Source organism: Roseateles sp. (assembly GCF_047654805.1).
Classification (GTDB): domain Bacteria; phylum Pseudomonadota; class Gammaproteobacteria; order Burkholderiales; family Burkholderiaceae_C; genus Pelomonas.
In genome coordinates, this window is the sequence record NZ_JASGIV010000001.1 from 2,759,856 (window position 1) to 2,775,995 (window position 16,140).

The 16,140-nt window shown below is 69.0% G+C and carries 14 protein-coding genes; 3 read left to right on the forward strand and 11 right to left on the reverse strand.

Annotated features, from left to right (window positions below):
- Positions 1-33: 33 nt before the first annotated feature.
- The 3 genes from QM732_RS12365 to QM732_RS12375 are packed head-to-tail and all read left to right on the forward strand — an operon-like array spanning position 34 to position 2,923.
- The gene (locus tag QM732_RS12365; protein WP_415656433.1) at positions 34-1,194 is read left to right on the forward strand and encodes a sigma-54 interaction domain-containing protein; all 1,161 of its coding nucleotides are present in this window, start codon (positions 34-36) and stop codon (positions 1,192-1,194) included.
- Positions 1,195-1,212: 18 nt separating this feature from the next.
- The gene (locus QM732_RS12370; protein WP_415656434.1) at positions 1,213-2,304 is read left to right on the forward strand and encodes an ABC transporter substrate-binding protein; all 1,092 of its coding nucleotides are present in this window, start codon (positions 1,213-1,215) and stop codon (positions 2,302-2,304) included.
- A 28-nt stretch (positions 2,305-2,332) separates the two neighbouring features.
- Complete coding sequence (locus QM732_RS12375) at positions 2,333-2,923, forward strand: nitroreductase family protein (protein ID WP_415656435.1); 591 nt, start codon at positions 2,333-2,335, stop codon at positions 2,921-2,923.
- Positions 2,924-2,938: 15 nt separating this feature from the next.
- Here QM732_RS12375 and QM732_RS12380 read toward each other — a convergent pair whose 3' ends face one another.
- The 11 genes from QM732_RS12380 to QM732_RS12430 all read right to left on the reverse strand — a co-directional run bounded on the left by QM732_RS12380 (position 2,939) and on the right by QM732_RS12430 (position 16,132).
- Positions 2,939-6,061: an efflux RND transporter permease subunit gene (locus QM732_RS12380; protein ID WP_415656436.1), complete on the reverse strand. Its 3,123-nt coding sequence runs from the start codon at positions 6,059-6,061 to the stop codon at positions 2,939-2,941.
- On the reverse strand, positions 6,058-7,515 hold the full coding sequence (locus QM732_RS12385; RefSeq protein WP_415656437.1) for an efflux RND transporter periplasmic adaptor subunit: 1,458 nt from the start codon (positions 7,513-7,515) through the stop codon (positions 6,058-6,060). Before QM732_RS12385 ends, QM732_RS12380 begins: the two co-directional genes overlap by 4 nt.
- A gap of 3 nt (positions 7,516-7,518) precedes the next feature.
- Positions 7,519-8,757 carry a TolC family protein gene (locus QM732_RS12390; RefSeq protein WP_415656438.1) on the reverse strand — a complete coding sequence of 413 codons (1,239 nt, stop codon included), beginning with the start codon at positions 8,755-8,757 and terminating at the stop codon, positions 7,519-7,521.
- 69 nt (positions 8,758-8,826) lie between these two features.
- On the reverse strand, positions 8,827-9,234 hold the full coding sequence (locus QM732_RS12395; RefSeq protein WP_415656439.1) for a hypothetical protein: 408 nt from the start codon (positions 9,232-9,234) through the stop codon (positions 8,827-8,829).
- A 46-nt stretch (positions 9,235-9,280) separates the two neighbouring features.
- Entirely contained in the window at positions 9,281-9,541 is a 261-nt protein-coding gene (locus QM732_RS12400; protein WP_415656440.1) for a DUF2789 domain-containing protein, read from the reverse strand.
- 87 nt (positions 9,542-9,628) lie between these two features.
- Positions 9,629-11,824: a copper-transporting P-type ATPase gene (locus tag QM732_RS12405; protein WP_415656441.1), complete on the reverse strand. Its 2,196-nt coding sequence runs from the start codon at positions 11,822-11,824 to the stop codon at positions 9,629-9,631.
- 117 nt (positions 11,825-11,941) lie between these two features.
- Positions 11,942-12,298 (reverse strand): copper-binding protein, encoded by a 357-nt coding sequence (locus tag QM732_RS12410; protein ID WP_415656442.1) that lies wholly within the window; start codon positions 12,296-12,298, stop codon positions 11,942-11,944.
- An 11-nt stretch (positions 12,299-12,309) separates the two neighbouring features.
- A complete protein-coding gene (locus QM732_RS12415; RefSeq protein ID WP_415656443.1) occupies positions 12,310-12,792 on the reverse strand; it encodes a DUF411 domain-containing protein in 483 nt (160 codons plus the stop codon).
- The gene (locus QM732_RS12420) at positions 12,773-13,273 is read right to left on the reverse strand and encodes a plastocyanin/azurin family copper-binding protein (protein WP_415656444.1); all 501 of its coding nucleotides are present in this window, start codon (positions 13,271-13,273) and stop codon (positions 12,773-12,775) included. The genes QM732_RS12415 and QM732_RS12420 overlap by 20 nt, the downstream gene beginning before the upstream one ends.
- Before the next feature lie 22 nt (positions 13,274-13,295).
- Complete coding sequence (locus tag QM732_RS12425) at positions 13,296-14,705, reverse strand: multicopper oxidase domain-containing protein (protein WP_415656445.1); 1,410 nt, start codon at positions 14,703-14,705, stop codon at positions 13,296-13,298.
- Between the two features lie 14 nt (positions 14,706-14,719).
- Positions 14,720-16,132 (reverse strand): TolC family protein, encoded by a 1,413-nt coding sequence (locus tag QM732_RS12430; RefSeq protein WP_415656446.1) that lies wholly within the window; start codon positions 16,130-16,132, stop codon positions 14,720-14,722.
- Between the last annotated feature and the right edge of the window lie 8 nt (positions 16,133-16,140).

A 16,140-nucleotide genomic window follows, 5' to 3' on the forward strand; every position in this document is an offset into this window, starting at 1 on the left:
CGGCGGATCAGCATGACAGGAGGAAGTCGGACCATGCAAGACCAAGGGGCACCCCATACCGCACTGCTGACCCTGGATGGCGCATCGGCCGGCCCGCTGTCGATCCGCGCCCGCTCGCTAGCCTTCGTCGACCCAGCCTCGCAAGCCGTGCTGCAACTGATCGAGCGCGTCGCGCCGAGCACTGCGCCGGTGATGATCGGCGGCGACTCCGGCACCGGCAAGGAGCTGATCGCACGCCACATCCACACTCTCAGCCGGCGCACAGGACCATTCCTGGCGATCAACTGCGGCGCGATCACGGAACACCTGGCGGAGAGCGAGCTGTTCGGCCACGAGGCAGGCGCCTTCACGGGAGCCCAGGGCCGGCGCGAGGGCTGGTTCGAGGCGGCCAACCACGGCACGCTGTTCCTCGACGAGATCGGCGACCTGCCGCTGTCGCTGCAGGTCAAGCTGCTGCGGGTGCTGCAGGAGCGCGAAGTCGTGCGACTGGGATCGCGCAAGGCGGTGCCGGTGGACGTACGCCTGGTCACCGCCACCAACGTGGACCTCGGCGAGGCGGTCTCGGCCGGCCACTTCCGGCTGGACTTGTTCTACCGGCTCAACATCGTGCAACTGCGGTTGCCGCCACTGCGCGAGCGCCTGGCCGACATCGAGCCGCTGGCCAAGCACTTCCTGGCGCTATACAGCAAGCGCCTTGGCCTGCCGGAGCCGCGGCTGGGCGAGGCCGCGCTGGAAGCACTGCTTGCCTACGACTGGCCGGGCAACATCCGCGAGCTGGAGAACGTCATCCACTTCGCGCTGCTGGTCGCGTCCGGGCAGGAAATCCGACCCGAGCACCTCAAGCTGGCCGGCCAGCCAGTCCGCCGGCAGTTGCCCACCGCCCTGCCACCCGCGCCCTTCGCAAGCGCGCCGCCCCCGCCCTCCCACGAAGACCCGCAGCAACTGCTGCGCCGTGCGGTGCACGGCTTCCTCGAAGCGCCGCCCGAGGGCCTGCTCAACAACATCGAGCGGCTGCTCGTCGAGGAAAGCTACCGTCACAGTGGCCGCAACCAGGTGCGGGCGGGCGCAGTTCTCGGCGTGTCGCGCAACGTGATGCGCACGCTGCTGAAGCGGCACGGCCTGATCGGCGACGGACCGGGCAGTGACGACACGGACACGGACGCAACCCAGCTGGATCAGGCAGCGGAGGCCTGACACGCGGCGACACGGCCCATGGGCTTGCTGTCCCGCGAGCCCTTCAACACCGACAAGACGCAACCCATGAGCCCTGTGCCCGACATCCTCTGGTACACCCGCACGCCCAATCCCACGCCGCTGGGGCTGGCCTCGCAGCTGGGTTGGTTCCACGACGAGTTCCGCAGTGAAGGCATCAAGATCTTCACGCTTGAGGAAACCCCGGATCCTGCGCTGCGGACCTCCCGCCTGGACCACCACCTGCCCAACTCCTTTCGCCAGGGCGGCAACGTCCCGGCAATCTGGGCGCGCTCGCAGGGTGCCGCCAGCCGCGTCGTGGGCATGAACTGGCTGGACGAGTACCAGGGCATCGTCTGCCGCCCCGGCAGCGGTCTGCGCAGCGTGAACGACCTGCGCGGCCGGCGCATCGGGCTGCCGCTGTACAGCAGCCGCATCGAAAGCCGGCGTTCCGAGGCCCTGCACGGTTTCCTGGTTGCGCTGGACGTGGCGGGTCTGGCACCGTCACAGGTGGAATTCGTCGACCTGGCCGTGGAGCCAGCCACCGCCCTGCCCGGCAACGCACACACCTACCAGCACGCCCAGGCCGAGTACGAGCTGCTGATGCGCGCGCTGCAGCGCGGCGACGTGGACGCCATCTACCTCAAGGGCGATCGCGGGCTGCAACTCGCCCACCTCACCGGCGCGCGCCTGCTGTTCGACATCAGTCGCCACCCCGACCCGCTGGTGCGCATCCACAACGGCGCGCCGCGGCCCATCACCGTGCACCAGTCTCTGCTGGATGAGCACCCGCACCTCGCTGCACGCTTCCTGGCACGCATCGTCGCCGTGGAGGACTGGGCCGCCCATCACCCCGACGAGACGCTGGCCTACATCAGCCGCGAGACCGGCGGGGAGGTGCCCTGGGTGCGGCTGGCCTATGGCAGCGACGTGCATCGCAGACAGGGCACGGAGCTGACCGACACTGCCATCCACGCCCTGGAGGTCCAGAAGGCCTTCCTGCTGAAATGGGGCTTCATCCAGCATGATTTCGACGTCCAGCAGTGGATAGCCCCAACGCCGCTGCGGGAGGCCCGCCGGCTCAGCAGCGAGCTGCTGGCGCAGGCCCTCTGACCCTCCCTCCCTTCACCGAACACGCCCCATGTCCGAACGCGAATCCCACCATCCCATCGATCCCCAGTTCCTGCAGCGCTGGTCGCCGCGCGCCTTCACCGACGAACGACTGGACGAAGCCACGCTGCTGACCTTTCTGGAAGCTGCGCGCTGGGCGCCGTCGGGATTCAACGCCCAGCCGTGGCGCTTCGTCTATGCCCTGCGGGGAACGCCGGGCTTCGCCAACATCCTGGCAACGCTCAGCCCCACCAACCAGAGCTGGGCCCAGCGCGCCGCGGCGCTGGTGACGGTGATCTCCCAGCAGCGCTGGACGCCGCCGGGTCAAGACACGCCCAAGCTGAATGGCATGCATGCCTTCGATACCGGCGCCGCCAGCGCCTACATGAAGCTCCAGGCATCGCTGTCCGGCTGGCATGCGCACACCGTTGGCGGCTTCGACCGAGAGGCGCTCGGCAGGAACTTGGCCGTCCCCGAGGATTTCGTCGTTCAGGTGGTCGTGGCCCTGGGACGCCGCGGGGACAGGTCTTTGCTGCCAGAGGCGCTGCAAGCGCGCGAGCAGCCGAGCACCCGGCTGCCGCTGGCCTCGCTGGCCGCGGCGGACCGGTTCGGATTTTCCTGAAACAGCCCATGCTGCTCAGCCCGGCGCCCCTCGCCTCAACAGGAACGCCGCCGGGATCAGGAACAACGACAGCATCGGTGCGGTGAGCATGCCCCCCAGCATGGGCGCGGCGATCCGGCTCATCACCTCGATGCCCGTGCCGCTGCCCCAGACGATGGGGACCAGGCCGGCCAGGATCACAGCCACCGTCATGGCCTTGGGGCGGATGCGCAGCACCGCACCCTCTCGGATGGCGTCCAGCAGCAGTTCGCGCGACATGGGCTGCCCCGCGCCGAGTCGGGCCTCTAGTGCCTGGCGCAGATAGACCAGCATCACGACACCGAACTCGGCCGAGACACCGGCCAGTGCGATGAAGCCCACGCCGGTTGCGATCGACAGGTTCATGCCCATCAGGTACAGGAACCAGATGCCACCAATCAGTGCGAAAGGCAAGGTGGCCATGATGAGCACGGCTTCGTCCACGCGCCTGAAAGTCAGATAGAGCAGCACGAAGATGATGAGCAACGTGGCCGGCACCACCACCTTCAGCCGGGCGTTGGCACGCTCGAGATACTCGAACTGGCCCGAGTAGGCAATGCTGGCACCCGGCTCCAGCCGGACGGACCGGGCGACCGCCTCGCGCAGGTCGTTCGCCACGGCAGCCAGGTCGCGGCCGCGCACATCGACGTAGACCCAGCCCGAGGGCCGGGCGTTCTCGCTCTTCAGCATGGGCGGACCGTCCGTCAGGACCACCTCGGCGACGGTGCCCAGCGTGATCTGCTGGCCGGTTGGCGTCAGCAGCGGCAGCTGGACCAGCCGCTGCGGCGAGTCCCGCCACTCTCGGGGGTAGCGCAGGTTGATCGGATAGCGCGCCAGCCCCTCCACCGTCTCGCCCACGTTCTCGCCGCCGATGGCACCGGCGACGATGGCCTGCACGTCAGCCACGCTGAGGCCGTATCGCCCGGCGGCCCCGCGATCGATACGCACGTCGACATAGCGCCCGCCGGTCAGCCGCTCGGCCAGCGCGGACGACACGCCCGGCACGGTCCTGGCCACTTGCTCGATGGCGGCGGCGATGCGGTCGATCGCCGCCAGGTCCGTGCCACTGACCTTCACGCCTATGGGGCTCTTGATGCCGGTCGCCAGCATGTCCACCCGGTTGCGTATGGGCGGGATCCAGATGTTGGCCAGGCCCGGGATGCGCACAGCGCGGTCCAGCTCCTCGATCAGCTTGTCCGGCGTCATGCCGGGACGCCACTGCTCGCGGGGTTTCAACTTGACCGTGGTCTCGAACATCTCCAGCGGCGCCGGGTCGGTGGCCGTCTCGGCACGGCCCGCCTTGCCGAACACGCGCTCGACCTCTGGAACGCTCCTGATCATGCGGTTGCTCAGCTGCAGCAGCTCGGCGGCGCGCTGGGCCGAGAGCCCTGGGAGCGCCGAGGGCATGTACAGCAGGTCCCCCTCGTCGATGCTGGGCAGGAACTCACCGCCAAGCCGCGCCAGCGGCCAGGCCGTCGTCGCCAGCACCGCCACTGCGATGACCAGCGTGGCCCTTGGCCTGTGCAGCACCCATTCCAGCGCAGGTCGGTAGGCGGCGATCAGCGCGCGCGTGATCGGGTTCTTCTGCTCCTCGGGTATGCGGCCGCGGATCCAGTAGCCCATCAGCACCGGGATCAGCGTGACAGACAGCCCCGCCGCTGCCGCCATCGCATAGGTCTTGGTGAAGGCCAGCGGACCGAATAGTCGCCCTTCCTGCGCCTCCAGCGTGAACACGGGGATGAAGGACAGCGTGATGATCAGCAGCGAGAAGAACAGTGCAGGCCCGACCTCCTCGGCCGCCTCGGTGATGACCCGCCAGCGTTGCGCACCGACCAACTCCAGCCCTGGATGAGCATGCTGCCAGGCCTCCAGCTTCTTGTGCGCGTTCTCGATCATGACGACCGCCGCATCGACCATGGCACCGACCGCGATGGCAATGCCGCCCAGCGACATCATGTTGGCGTTGATACCCTGGTAGCGCATGACGACGAAGGCCGCAAGCACGCCCAGGGGCAGCGAGATGATGGCGACCAGCGCCGAGCGCAGATGCCACAGGAATACCACGCAGACCAGCGCGACGACCAGGAACTCTTCGGCCAGCTTGTAGGTCAGGTTGTCCACGGCGCGCTCGATCAGCGCGCTGCGGTCGTAGGTGGTGACGATCTCCACGCCTGCTGGAAGGCCGGCCTGCAGTTCCGCCAGCTTGTTCTTCACGGCGGCAATGGTCTGTTGAGCGTTCTTGCCCGAACGCAGGATGACCACGCCGCCGGCCACCTCGCCCTCCCCGTCCAGCTCGGCGATACCGCGCCGCATCTCCGGCCCGAGCTGCACCCTCGCCACGTCACCCAGCAGCACCGGCACGCCAGCACGCGCCGCCAGCGGGATGGCGCGGAAGTCGGCCAGTGTCTTCAGGTAGCCACTGGCACGCACCATGTACTCGGCGCCCGCCAGCTCCAGCACCGAGCCTCCGGCTTCCTGGTTGGCGGCCTGCAGTGCGTCTCGCACCTGGGCCTGGGTCACGCCCAGCGACGCAAGCCGGGTCGGGTCCAACACCACCTGATACTGCCTGACCATGCCGCCCACGCTGGCCACCTCGGCCACGTTGGGCAGACTCTTCAGCTCGAACTTCAGGAACCAGTCCTGCAAGGAGCGCAGCTGGGCAAGATCGGTCCTGCCGCTGCGATCCACCAACGCATACTGAAAGATCCAGCCCACGCCGGTGGCATCCGGCCCCAATGCCGGCTTGGCGCTGGCCGGCAAGCGCCCCTGCACCTGGTTCAGGGACTCAAGCACTCGCGAGCGTGCCCAGTACAGGTCGGTCCCGTCCTCGAACAGCACGTAGACGAAGGAGTCGCCGAAAAACGAGAAGCCGCGCACCGATCGTGCGCCCGGCACCGACAGCAGCGTCGTCGCCAACGGGTAGGTCACCTGGTTCTCGACGATCTGCGGCGCCTGGCCTGCATAGCCGGTGCGGATGATGACCTGCACGTCTGACAGGTCGGGCAAGGCATCGATGGGCGTGCTTCGCACGGCCCAGATGCCCCAGGCCAGCAGCAGCAGCGTCGCCAGCAGCACCAGCAGTCGGTTGCCGACCGACCAGCGGATCAGCCGCGCGATCATGGCCGGCCTGCCTTGGACGCCGTCTGCGGCCGGATGTCCACCACCACATAGTCCTCGCCCTGCTTGCTGAAACTGAAGCTCACCGCCTGCCCCGGCTTCAGGCCCGCCGCAAGCCCGGCGTCGGCCAGTTTGAAGTCCATGGTCATGGCCGGCCAACGCAGCGCCGGGACCGCCTCGTGCGACAGCGTCAGCTCGCTGCGGCCCAACGCGTCGATGCGGCCTTGGGTGCTGTAGACCTCGGGCTGCACCGCCGACGCCGACGCCTGCGGCAGCACACCGCGCAGACTGGCCTCGGAGTCGATCAGGAACTGCGCCGACGCGACGACCTGCTGCCCCGCCTGCAGGCCGGCATCTATGACCAGCCAGTCGTCCACCTCGCGGCCCGCCTGCACAGCCACAGGCCGGAAGCGGCCCGGAGCATCCACCACATAGACCAGCGCGCGACGGCCCGTGCGTATCACCGCCTCGCTGGGCAACAGCAGTTCGACGCGTGCCGGGCCTTGCAGGCTGGCCTGGCCGGACATGCCGGCCTTCAGACGCAGCCCGGGGTTGGGTAGCTCCAGCCTCACCTTCAGCGTGCGTGTCTCACCGCTGGCCTCGGGGAGCACGGCCGCCACGCGCGCCTTGAAGACCTCGCCGCCAAAAGCCGCCAGGCGCAGCTCGACGGCCTGGCCAAGGACGACGGCGCCGGCCAGGGCCTCCGGCACGGCCACCTCGAACCAGACCGAGGCCAGCCCGTTGATACGCACCAGGCTCATGCCGGCCGACACCGCCATGCCCTGGCGCACCATCAGTTCCGCAATCAGCCCGCCCTGAGGCGCAACGACGGTATGGCGGGCCTGAACCTGGCCGCTACGCTCAACCGCCGCCACCAGCGCCTCCGGCATGCCCAGCAGCAACAGGCGTTGACGCGAGGCCGCGCTGAGCGTCGCATCGCCTAGCGCGCGTACCGCCAGGTGCTCGCGCTGCGCCGCCACCCAGTCCGGCAGCAGCAGCTCCACCAACGGTGCACCGGCGGCGATCACGTCGCCGGGAGCACGGGCAAAGACCTTCTCGACGAAGCCGGCACTGCGCGACTGGACGATGCTCACGTCTCGCTCGTTGAGCTGCACGGAGCCCGGTGCCTGCACATGGACGGCGAGCTCGCGCCGCTCCACGGTGGCCGTGCGCTGGCCCAGCGCCTGAACCATGCCTGGCGCAACGCGCACCGATGGGGCTTCGGCAGGCGCCTCGTCGGCATACATGGGTTGCAGCTGCATGTCCATGTAGGGCGATTTGCCCGGCTTGTCGAACTTCTGTCCCGGCACCATGGGGTCGTACCAGTACAGCACCTTGCGCTCGGCCACCGCCAGGGGTTGAACCGCCGCCGTCGGCAGCCAGCGCGACAGCGCGACGCCAAGTCCCGCCCCGAGGGCCAGCAGGCCCAGTGCCTGCACGAAAGTCGTGGTCTTCATGGCCTACTCCTGCGACAGCGAATTCAGGCGTACGCACAGCAGCGTCTGCTGCGCCCTCAGCTCGATCAGGCGCAGGCGCAGCTCCAGCAACTGGCCGCGCGCCGCCAGCACGGCGCCCAGCTCGCCCCTGCCGGCCTCGTAGCTCACCATCGCCAGGGCCAGCCGCTCCTGGGCCAGGGCCAGGCCGTCGGCTTGCGCGCGGCCTATCTGCCCTGCCAGGGACTGCAGCTCCGCGAGGTCGTCGTCGAGCTCCTGGCGGTGCCGCCGCTCGGCATCTTCGCGTTCGGCATCGACGCGCTCGGCCTCACGCAGCCTGGCGGCTTGCGCGGGCTGCTGGCGCCGCTCCTTCTGCCACGGCAGCTCGAAGCTGATCTGCAACGACACCATGTCGCCCCATTGCCGGCCGCGCCGGCTGTAGGCCACCTCCCAGCTCCAGTCGCCACGTGACTCGGCTTGGGCTTCGCGCAGCTCGGCACGCGCCATGGCTTGCTGGGCGGGATAGGCTGCCAGCTCGGCGTGGCCATGCACCCGGGCGCGCAGCTCGTCTGCCTGCAGGAGCGGCAGTGGCACATCATCATCGAGCGCTGCATCGGCCGACACCCCGATCAGGCGACGCAGCGCGGCGCGCGACTTGTCGGCGTCGCGCTGCAGCTCGTCCATGCGGTCGGCCAAAGCGAGCGCCTCCTGGCGCGCCATCAGCAGCTCAGCCGCCGGAGCACCGCCGGCGATGCGGGCAGGCAGCGTCTGCTGCAGGCGCCCGTTCTCCACCAGCAGTTGGTGCAGCACCGCACGTCGCTGCTCGACGCTGCGCACGCCTGTCCAGGCCGTCCCAAGCGCCTGGCGCAGCTGCAGGCGCTGCACGGTCAGCAGCGCGCGCTCGCGCGCTGCGCGTGCTTGGGCCGTCTCGGCCTGGGCGGCGCGCTTGGCAGCGTTAGGCACCTCCTGCATCAGCGCGACGCGCTGCATGGTCATGAAATCGCGCGTCAGGCTCCAGCGGTCCATACCGCTGGTGGGCAGGTTCTCGACCCCAAGCGACAGCCGCGGGTCGGGCAGCGCGCCGGCACCTGCCTGGGCGGCCTGTGCGCCATCGACGCTGGCGCGCTGAGCCCGCAGGCCAGGAGCCTGCTGTTCGGCGAGCGCCAGGGCTTCGGCGTAGCTCAACGCAAGCGTTGGTGTAGCGGCACATGCCGCGAGGGTAAACAGCAGCGCAGGCACTGCGCGGCCGCAAAAAGGAGTGCTCATGGTGATCCTCGGTATCAAGACTCGAACGACGATCAGCCGCGCCGGATGCGCGACCGACCAACGTCCGGCTCAATTCCTGAGGATCAGCAGCGAGAGGTAGAGGGGCGGCGCGCCCGGCGGACGCGCCAGCGTGCGCGCGTGCCCTGCCGCGAACGCCGCAGGCAGGGCCGGCAGCAGCGGCTCGACGACGCCCAAAAGCAGCGTCAGCGCGGCGGGGTTGGGCTGCAGGTCGGGCGCTGGCGGCGCCGCGGTGCCCTGGGCGTCCTTGACGCAATGAGCCTGGCAGAGCTGCGGCTGCTCCAGGTCCATGGACCCGGGCATACCGTCACAGCCCGGCATCGCCACGGCCATCGCGACCGGCTGCAACTCCCGCGCCAGCTGCGGACAGGCATAGGCCGCCACGGCCAGCTGCATGGACAGCAGGGCCAGCATCAGGCCGCAGGCAATCCAGCGGCGCAAGCGTCGGGTCAGCAGCATGACGGCAAGGATAGGCGGGGGGGACGGCTGGTGGTGTTGCGTCAGGTCAAGCCCGCGTCGAAGACCCGGCCCCAGGCTCGCGCAGCGCCGCGTCGAGTTGGTCGACGACCTCTGCCCAGTCGGCATCCTCGGCCAGCTCCTCCCTCAGCAAGCTGGCCTGGGCAGTGCTCCAGAACGGCGCATCGGCCAGCGCGACGTCGGCTGGCAGCGGCGCATGCCGGCGCAGGAACTGGGCGATCTCGGCATCGCCTGCGGGCAGTCCCAGCTGCTTGAACAGCTCGGAGAAGCCATGAAACGGTTTTTCCATCATCTTCACTCCATCAAGGCCCGGCAGGCACCGGGCGACAGCCATCATCATGCGGCGCGGCGGCGGGTGGGGGCAAGCGCAGGCTCATCAGTCCGTACGCCGCAGGCGCAACGCGTTGGCGATGACCGAGGCCGAGCTGAGGCTCATCGCCAGCGCAGCGATCATGGGAGACAGCAGCCAGCCGGTGAAGGGGTACAGCAGGCCAGCCGCCACCGGGATGCCCAGCGCGTTGTAGACGAAGGCGAACACCAGGTTCTGCCTCATGTTGCCGACCGTGGCCTCGGACAGCGTGCGCGCCACCGATATGCCGCGCAGGTCGCCCTTGACCAGCGTGAGCTGGGCGCTGTTCATAGCCACGTCGGTGCCGGTACCCATCGCGATGCCGACATCGGCCTTTGCCAACGCCGGCGCGTCGTTGATGCCGTCGCCGGCCATCGCGACAACGCGCCCCTCGGCCTGCAACCTCTCCACCAGCGCCAGCTTGTCGGCCGGCTTCACCTCACCATGCACGTCGTCGATGCCGAGCCGCGCGCCCACCGCGCGGGCGGTGGTCAGGCCATCGCCAGTAGCCATGACGATGCGCACGCCGGCAGCACGCAGTGCCGCCAGCGCCTCTGGCGTGCTTGCCTTGACCGGGTCGGACACGGCAAGCAGGCCCAGCAGACGGCCGTCGGCGGCCAGGTGCATCACGCTGGCCCCCTCGGTCCGCAGCGCCTCGGCCTGCGGCAGCAGCGCCTCGACCGCGACGCCCAACTGCTCCATCAGCGCGGTGTTTCCCAGCGCCAGGCTGCGGCCGCCGACGCTGCCCCGCACGCCGATGCCGCTGCCGGACTCGAAGCCCTCCGGCCTGTCCAGCACCAGGCCGCGCTCGCGCGCCGCCTTGACGATCGCTTCCGCCAGCGGATGCTCGCTCCCCTGGTCCAGGCTGGCGGCCAGGCGCAACAGTTCGGATTCGTCGACACCGGACGCCGGGACCAGCCGGTCAAACACCGGCCGGCCCTCGGTCAGGGTACCCGTCTTGTCGATGATCAGCGTGTCCACCTTGCGCAGGTTCTCGATGGCCGCCGCGTCGCGGAACAACACGCCTCGGGTCGCGCCAAGGCCAGTGGCCACCATGATCGACATGGGCGTGGCCAGCCCCAGTGCGCAGGGGCAGGCAATGATGAGCACGGCGACGGCGTTGACCATGCCATAGACCCAGCTGGGTTCGGGGCCTAGCCAGCCCCAGGCTAGCAACGTCAGCACGGCAACGCCGACGACGGCGATGACGAACCAGCCAGCCACGCGGTCGGCCATGCGCTGCAGGGGGGCGCGCGAGCGCTGGGCCTGGGCCACCATCTGGATGATCTGGGCCAGCATGGTCGCCGCGCCCACGCGCTCGGAGCGCATGACCAGCGCGCCGCTGGTGTTCAGCGTCGCACCGATCAGCGCGTCGCCCGGCGACTTGACGACGGGAACGGGCTCGCCGGTCAGCATGGCCTCGTCCACCGCGCTGCGGCCTTCAACGACGACGCCGTCCACCGGGACCTTCTCGCCGGGCCGCACGCGCAGCAGGTCACCCACATGCACCTGAGCCAGCGGAACGTCGCTCTCCACGCCCAGCACGTCGATGCGCCGCGCGGTCTTGGGCGCCAGGCCCAGCAGCGACTTGATGGCAGCCGAGGTCTGCGAGCGCGCCTTCAGCTCGAGCAGCTGGCCCAGCAGCGTCAGGGAGACGATGACTGCCGCGGCCTCGAAATACACCGCCACCCGGCCCATGGCCTGGAAGGAGGCCGGAAAGGCCTGGGGCGCGAGCGTCGCGACGACGCTGTAAACGAAGGCGGCACCGGTGCCCAGCGAGATCAGCGTCCACATGTTGGGGCTGCGGTTCACCAGAGACTCCAGGCCGCGGCGGAAGAAGGGCCAGCCGGCCCACAGCACCACCGGCAGCGTCAGCACCAGCTCGATCCAGCTCTGCGTGGCCATCTCGAACCACCGCAGCCGGTGGCCGGCCATCGCCAGCACGGCGACGCCCACCGTCAGCGGCAACGTCCACCAGAAGCGGCGCTGGAAGTCGACCAGCTCCGGGTCGTCCTGCACCTGCAGCTCGGGCAGCAGCGGTTCCAGCGTCATGCCGCACCTGGGGCAGTTGCCCGGGTGATCCTGGCGGATCTCCGGATGCATGGGGCAGGTGTAGATCACCGCCGCGCCCGTAGCCGGCTCCGGCGCTGCGCCGGTGGGGTGATGGTGCGCGTGCTGCGCATGCCCGGCCTGCGCTGGCTGCGCCTCGTGTTCGTGCTTCATAGAGTGTCCCCGATAGATCCCAGCCGCCACCGCTGGCAAGGCGGACTCAGTCTCGGCCTTGCCACGGTGGCAAGGTCAAGTCCCGTCGGCCCGGCAACACCGGGCCGACGGGCGGCATCACTGCGCGGCCGGCTGCAGTTCCGTCACGACAAAACCGCTGGCGCCTTTCTCGACCTTGAAGCGGATCTTGTCGCCGACCTTGACCCGCTCGACCATCGCCGGGTCCTTGACCTGAAACACCATGGTCATGCCAGGCATGTCCAGGCTCCTGATGTCACCGTGCTTGATGGTGAGCTTCTTGTTGTCCTTGTCGACCTTGCGGATCTCGCCGTCGGTCATCTCGGCAGCTGCGGACGCAGACGTGCCTGCGCCGTGCATCTTGCCGTGGTCCATGGCCTGGGCAAGCGCCGTGCCGGCGAAGGTGGTGGTGATGGCCGCGACGGCGGCCAGGGTCAGGGTCTTGATGGTATTCATGAGGTGTTTCTTCAACGGTAGGTTTGATAGACGCTGGCACTGCCGTCCTTGCTCAGCAGCAGTACGTCGTAGGGGTCCTTGCGATCGCCGTAGACGGGGCCATCCATGCCCGGCGATCCGACCGGCATGCCCGGCACGGCCAGCCCAAGTGCCTGCGGTCGCTCCTTCAGCAGGCGCAGGATCTCGCGCGCGGGCACGTGGCCCTCGATGGCATAGCCGCCCACGCGCGCGGTGTGGCAGGAGCCGTACTTCTCGGCGATGCCCAGGCGCCGGCGCGCGCCGATGTTGCCGCTGTCGCTGACCGACACCCGGAAGCCGTGAGCCTCCAGGTGCTGGATCCAGTCCTTGCAGCAGCCACAGCTCGGGTCCTTCCAGACCTGGATTCCCACGGCGGGCGCAGCCGGGGCCGCCGCAGACAGCGCCCAGGCGGCGGCACCGGCCAGCAGGCCGCGCCGCACGAGCTCGGGCCGGCGTTCAGTGCTTGTGGCCGGCATGGCTGTCCTTGGCTGCGACCTGGACGGCGCCCTTCATGCCTGCGTCGTAGTGACCAGGCTGCAGGCAGGCGAAGTCGACCTTGCCGGCGCGCGTGAACTGCCACACGATCTCGCCGGTCTGGCCCGGCGCAACGCTGACCATGTTCTCGTCGGCATGCTCCATCTCGGGGTGCTTCTTCATCACCTCGTAGTGCTCCTTGAGCTCCTGCACGGTGCCCAGCACCATCTCGTGCTTGAGCTGGCCCGAGTTCTTGACGATGAATCGCACGGTCTCGCCCTGCTTGACGGCGATGCTGGCCGGCGTGAAGCGCATCGCATCAGTCATGTCGATACGCACAGTGCGCGTGGCCTTGGCGGCGACGCCGGGCTTGCCGATGGCGTCGCCGCCATGGCCACCGGCATGCTGGCCGCTGGCAAAGCTCGTGCCGGCGGCGACGGCCAGCACCAGTGCGGCCAGGGTGTGGAAGGTCTTCGATGTCATGGCTTGTTCCTTGAGTGGTTGTTCAGTGGCCGGAATGGCCTGTGGGCTTGCGGACGTTGACCTCGGCAGCCGGTGCCGGTTTCTTGCGCGGCATAGACTGGCCTCCCTCTGCGGCAAAGCGCGCGGGCTCGGGCAGCGCGCCGGTCCACTCGAAAGCGACCTCGCCCTTGGGGTGTTGGTACCAGCCGGGATCGCTGTAGTCGCCGCGCTTCTGGTCCTTGCGGACCTTGAGCACGGAGAACATGCCGCCCATCTCGACACCGCCGAAAGGCCCCTGCCCCGTCATCATGGGCAAGGTGTTGTCAGGCAGGGGCATCTCCATCTCCCCCATGTCGGCCATGCCGCGCTCACCCATCACCATGTAGTCGGGCACCAGCTTGCCGATCTTGCCGGCCAGGCCGCGGTGATCCACGCCAATCATGGTCGGCACGTCGTGCCCCATCGCATTCATCGTGTGATGGCTCTTGTGGCAGTGGAAAGCCCAGTCGCCCTCTTCGTCGGCGATGAACTCGATCTGGCGCATCTGGCCCACGGCGACGTCTGTCGTGACCTCTGGCCAGCGGCCTGCCTTGGGCGTGGGGCCGCCATCGGTGCCCGTGACCGTGAACTCATGGCCGTGCACGTGGATGGGATGGTTGGTCATCGTCAGGTTGCCAACGCGGATGCGCACCTTGTCGTTCTTGCGCACATTCAGCGTGTCGATGCCCGGGAAGACGCGGCTGTTCCAGCACCAGAGGTTGAAGTCCGTCATCGTCATGATCTTGGGCGTCGCGGCGCCCGGATCGATGTCGAAGGCATTCAGCAGGAAGCAGAAGTCGCGGTCCACTGCATCGATCAGCGGGTTCTTGACCTTCGGATGCGTGACCCAGAAACCCATCATGCCCATGGCCATCTGCGTCATCTCGTCGGCATGCGGGTGGTACATGAACGTACCGGGCCGGCGCGCGACGAACTCGTAGACGTAGGTCTGGCCGGGCTGTATGGCCTTTTGCGTCAGCCCGGTCACCCCGTCCATCCCGTTGGGCAGGCGCTGACCGTGCCAGTGGATGCTGGTGTGCTCGGGCAGCCTGTTGGTGACGAAGATGCGCACGCGGTCGCCCTCCACCACCTCGATCGTGGGCCCCGGCGACTGGCCGTTGTAGCCCCACAGATGCGCCTTCATGCCCGGCGCCAGCTCGCGCACGACGGGCTCGGCAACCAGGTGGAACTCCTTGACGCCCTGGTTCATTCGCCAAGGCAGCGTCCAGCCGTTCAGTGTCACGACGGGGTTGTAGGGCCGGCCGGTGTCGGGAAGCAGTGGTGGCATGGTGTCGGGCCGGGTCTGCAGCACCGGCTCGGGAAGAGCCGCCATGGCTACGCGGCTGACGGCACCGGCGGACACGGCCGCGGTCAGCGCTCCGGCGCCGCGGAAGAAATTGCGTCGGGAAAACATAGTGAACTCCTGAATCAATGGGCAGCGGCTGCGGTACCGGCCACGGACGCCGCCGTGCCACCACCGCCCAGGGCCGGCTTGCCGACGAGGGCCATGTCGAGATCTGCGCGGGCGACCCAGAAGTCCCGCAGCGCCTCGATGGAGGCGTTGACGGCCGCGACCTGGGCGCGCGCGTCAGCCAGCAACTCGAACACGCTGATGAACATGCCGTTGTAGCGAAGCACGTTCTCGTCGGAGATGCGCTTGGCCGTGGGCACGACGTCGTCGCGATAGTGCCGGGCAATGTCGTAGGCCGAGCGGTAGCCCTGATAGGCCTCGCGCACCTCAGAGCGCGCGTCCACGGCCGTCTTGGCTGCCCGGTGCACGCTCTGCATGTAGACCCCTTCGGCCCGCGCGATGCGCGCATCGCCCCAGTCGAACAGCGGGATCTCGACGCCGATTTCATAGCCGGTCTGGCGCGGCGCTTCGTTGGAGCCGTTGCGCTGATAGCCCAGCTCCAGCACGTTGATGAAGCGGGTCGCCTTGCTCAGCCCCAGGTTCTTGGCGGTCGCCTCCACCAGGACCTTGGCGGCCTGCACGTCAAGGCGCGAGGCCATCGCCGCCTGCTCGATACCCGGCTGATCCTGTGGCTCGGCCGGCAGTTCCGGCAGCCGCGCCGGCAACGCGAACGCGGTCTGCGCGCCCCACAAGCCCAGCAGCCGGGTGAGGCGCTCGCGTGCGGCGACACGGCCGGCCTCGGCGCGCGCCAGGTTCAGGACCGCCTCGGAAAAGAAGCCGTGCTCACGGGCCTGTTGCAGCTTGGTCCAGTTGCCGGCCTGCGCAAGCCGCTTCGCCAGCTCGGCGCCGGCATCGGCCGTGGCCCGCACGTCGCGCATGTAGCCCGCGGTCTGCTCGGCCGCCACGGCAGCGTAGAAGGCCTTGCGGGTCTGGTCGGCGAGCGCCAGCATTTCCATGGCCACGCTGCGCTGCACGGCAGCGAAGCGGCGGCCCTCGACCTGGCGCGCCAGCGGCAACGCCACCAGATGGGCGAGGTCGAAGGAGAAACCGCGCTCGATCTCACGCTCGTCTGCGCGGCGCATCTTGGCAATGCTGAAGCCCGGGTTGGGCAGACGGCTGGCCTGCACCATCTCCGCCTCGGCAATGCCAAGCTCCTGGAGGCTGGCCTGCAGGCCGCGGTTGTTCAGCAGCGCGATCTGCACCGCTGAATCGGCGCTCAGCGGCTGGCCGAGCAATTCGGCCACGCGCTGGTCGATGCGGTCCAGATCCTGCTCGGATGCGGCGGGCAGCAGCGTCGCGCCAAGGTGCGTCCTGGCGGCGTCCTGGACGGGTGCGATGCCACCGTTGCCGCTGAGGCTGGCGCAGCCGGCCAGCAGCACAGGCGCCGCAAGTAGCGCCAGGCGCAGCGGCAGTTGGGAGGAAGTCTTCATGTCGGTAC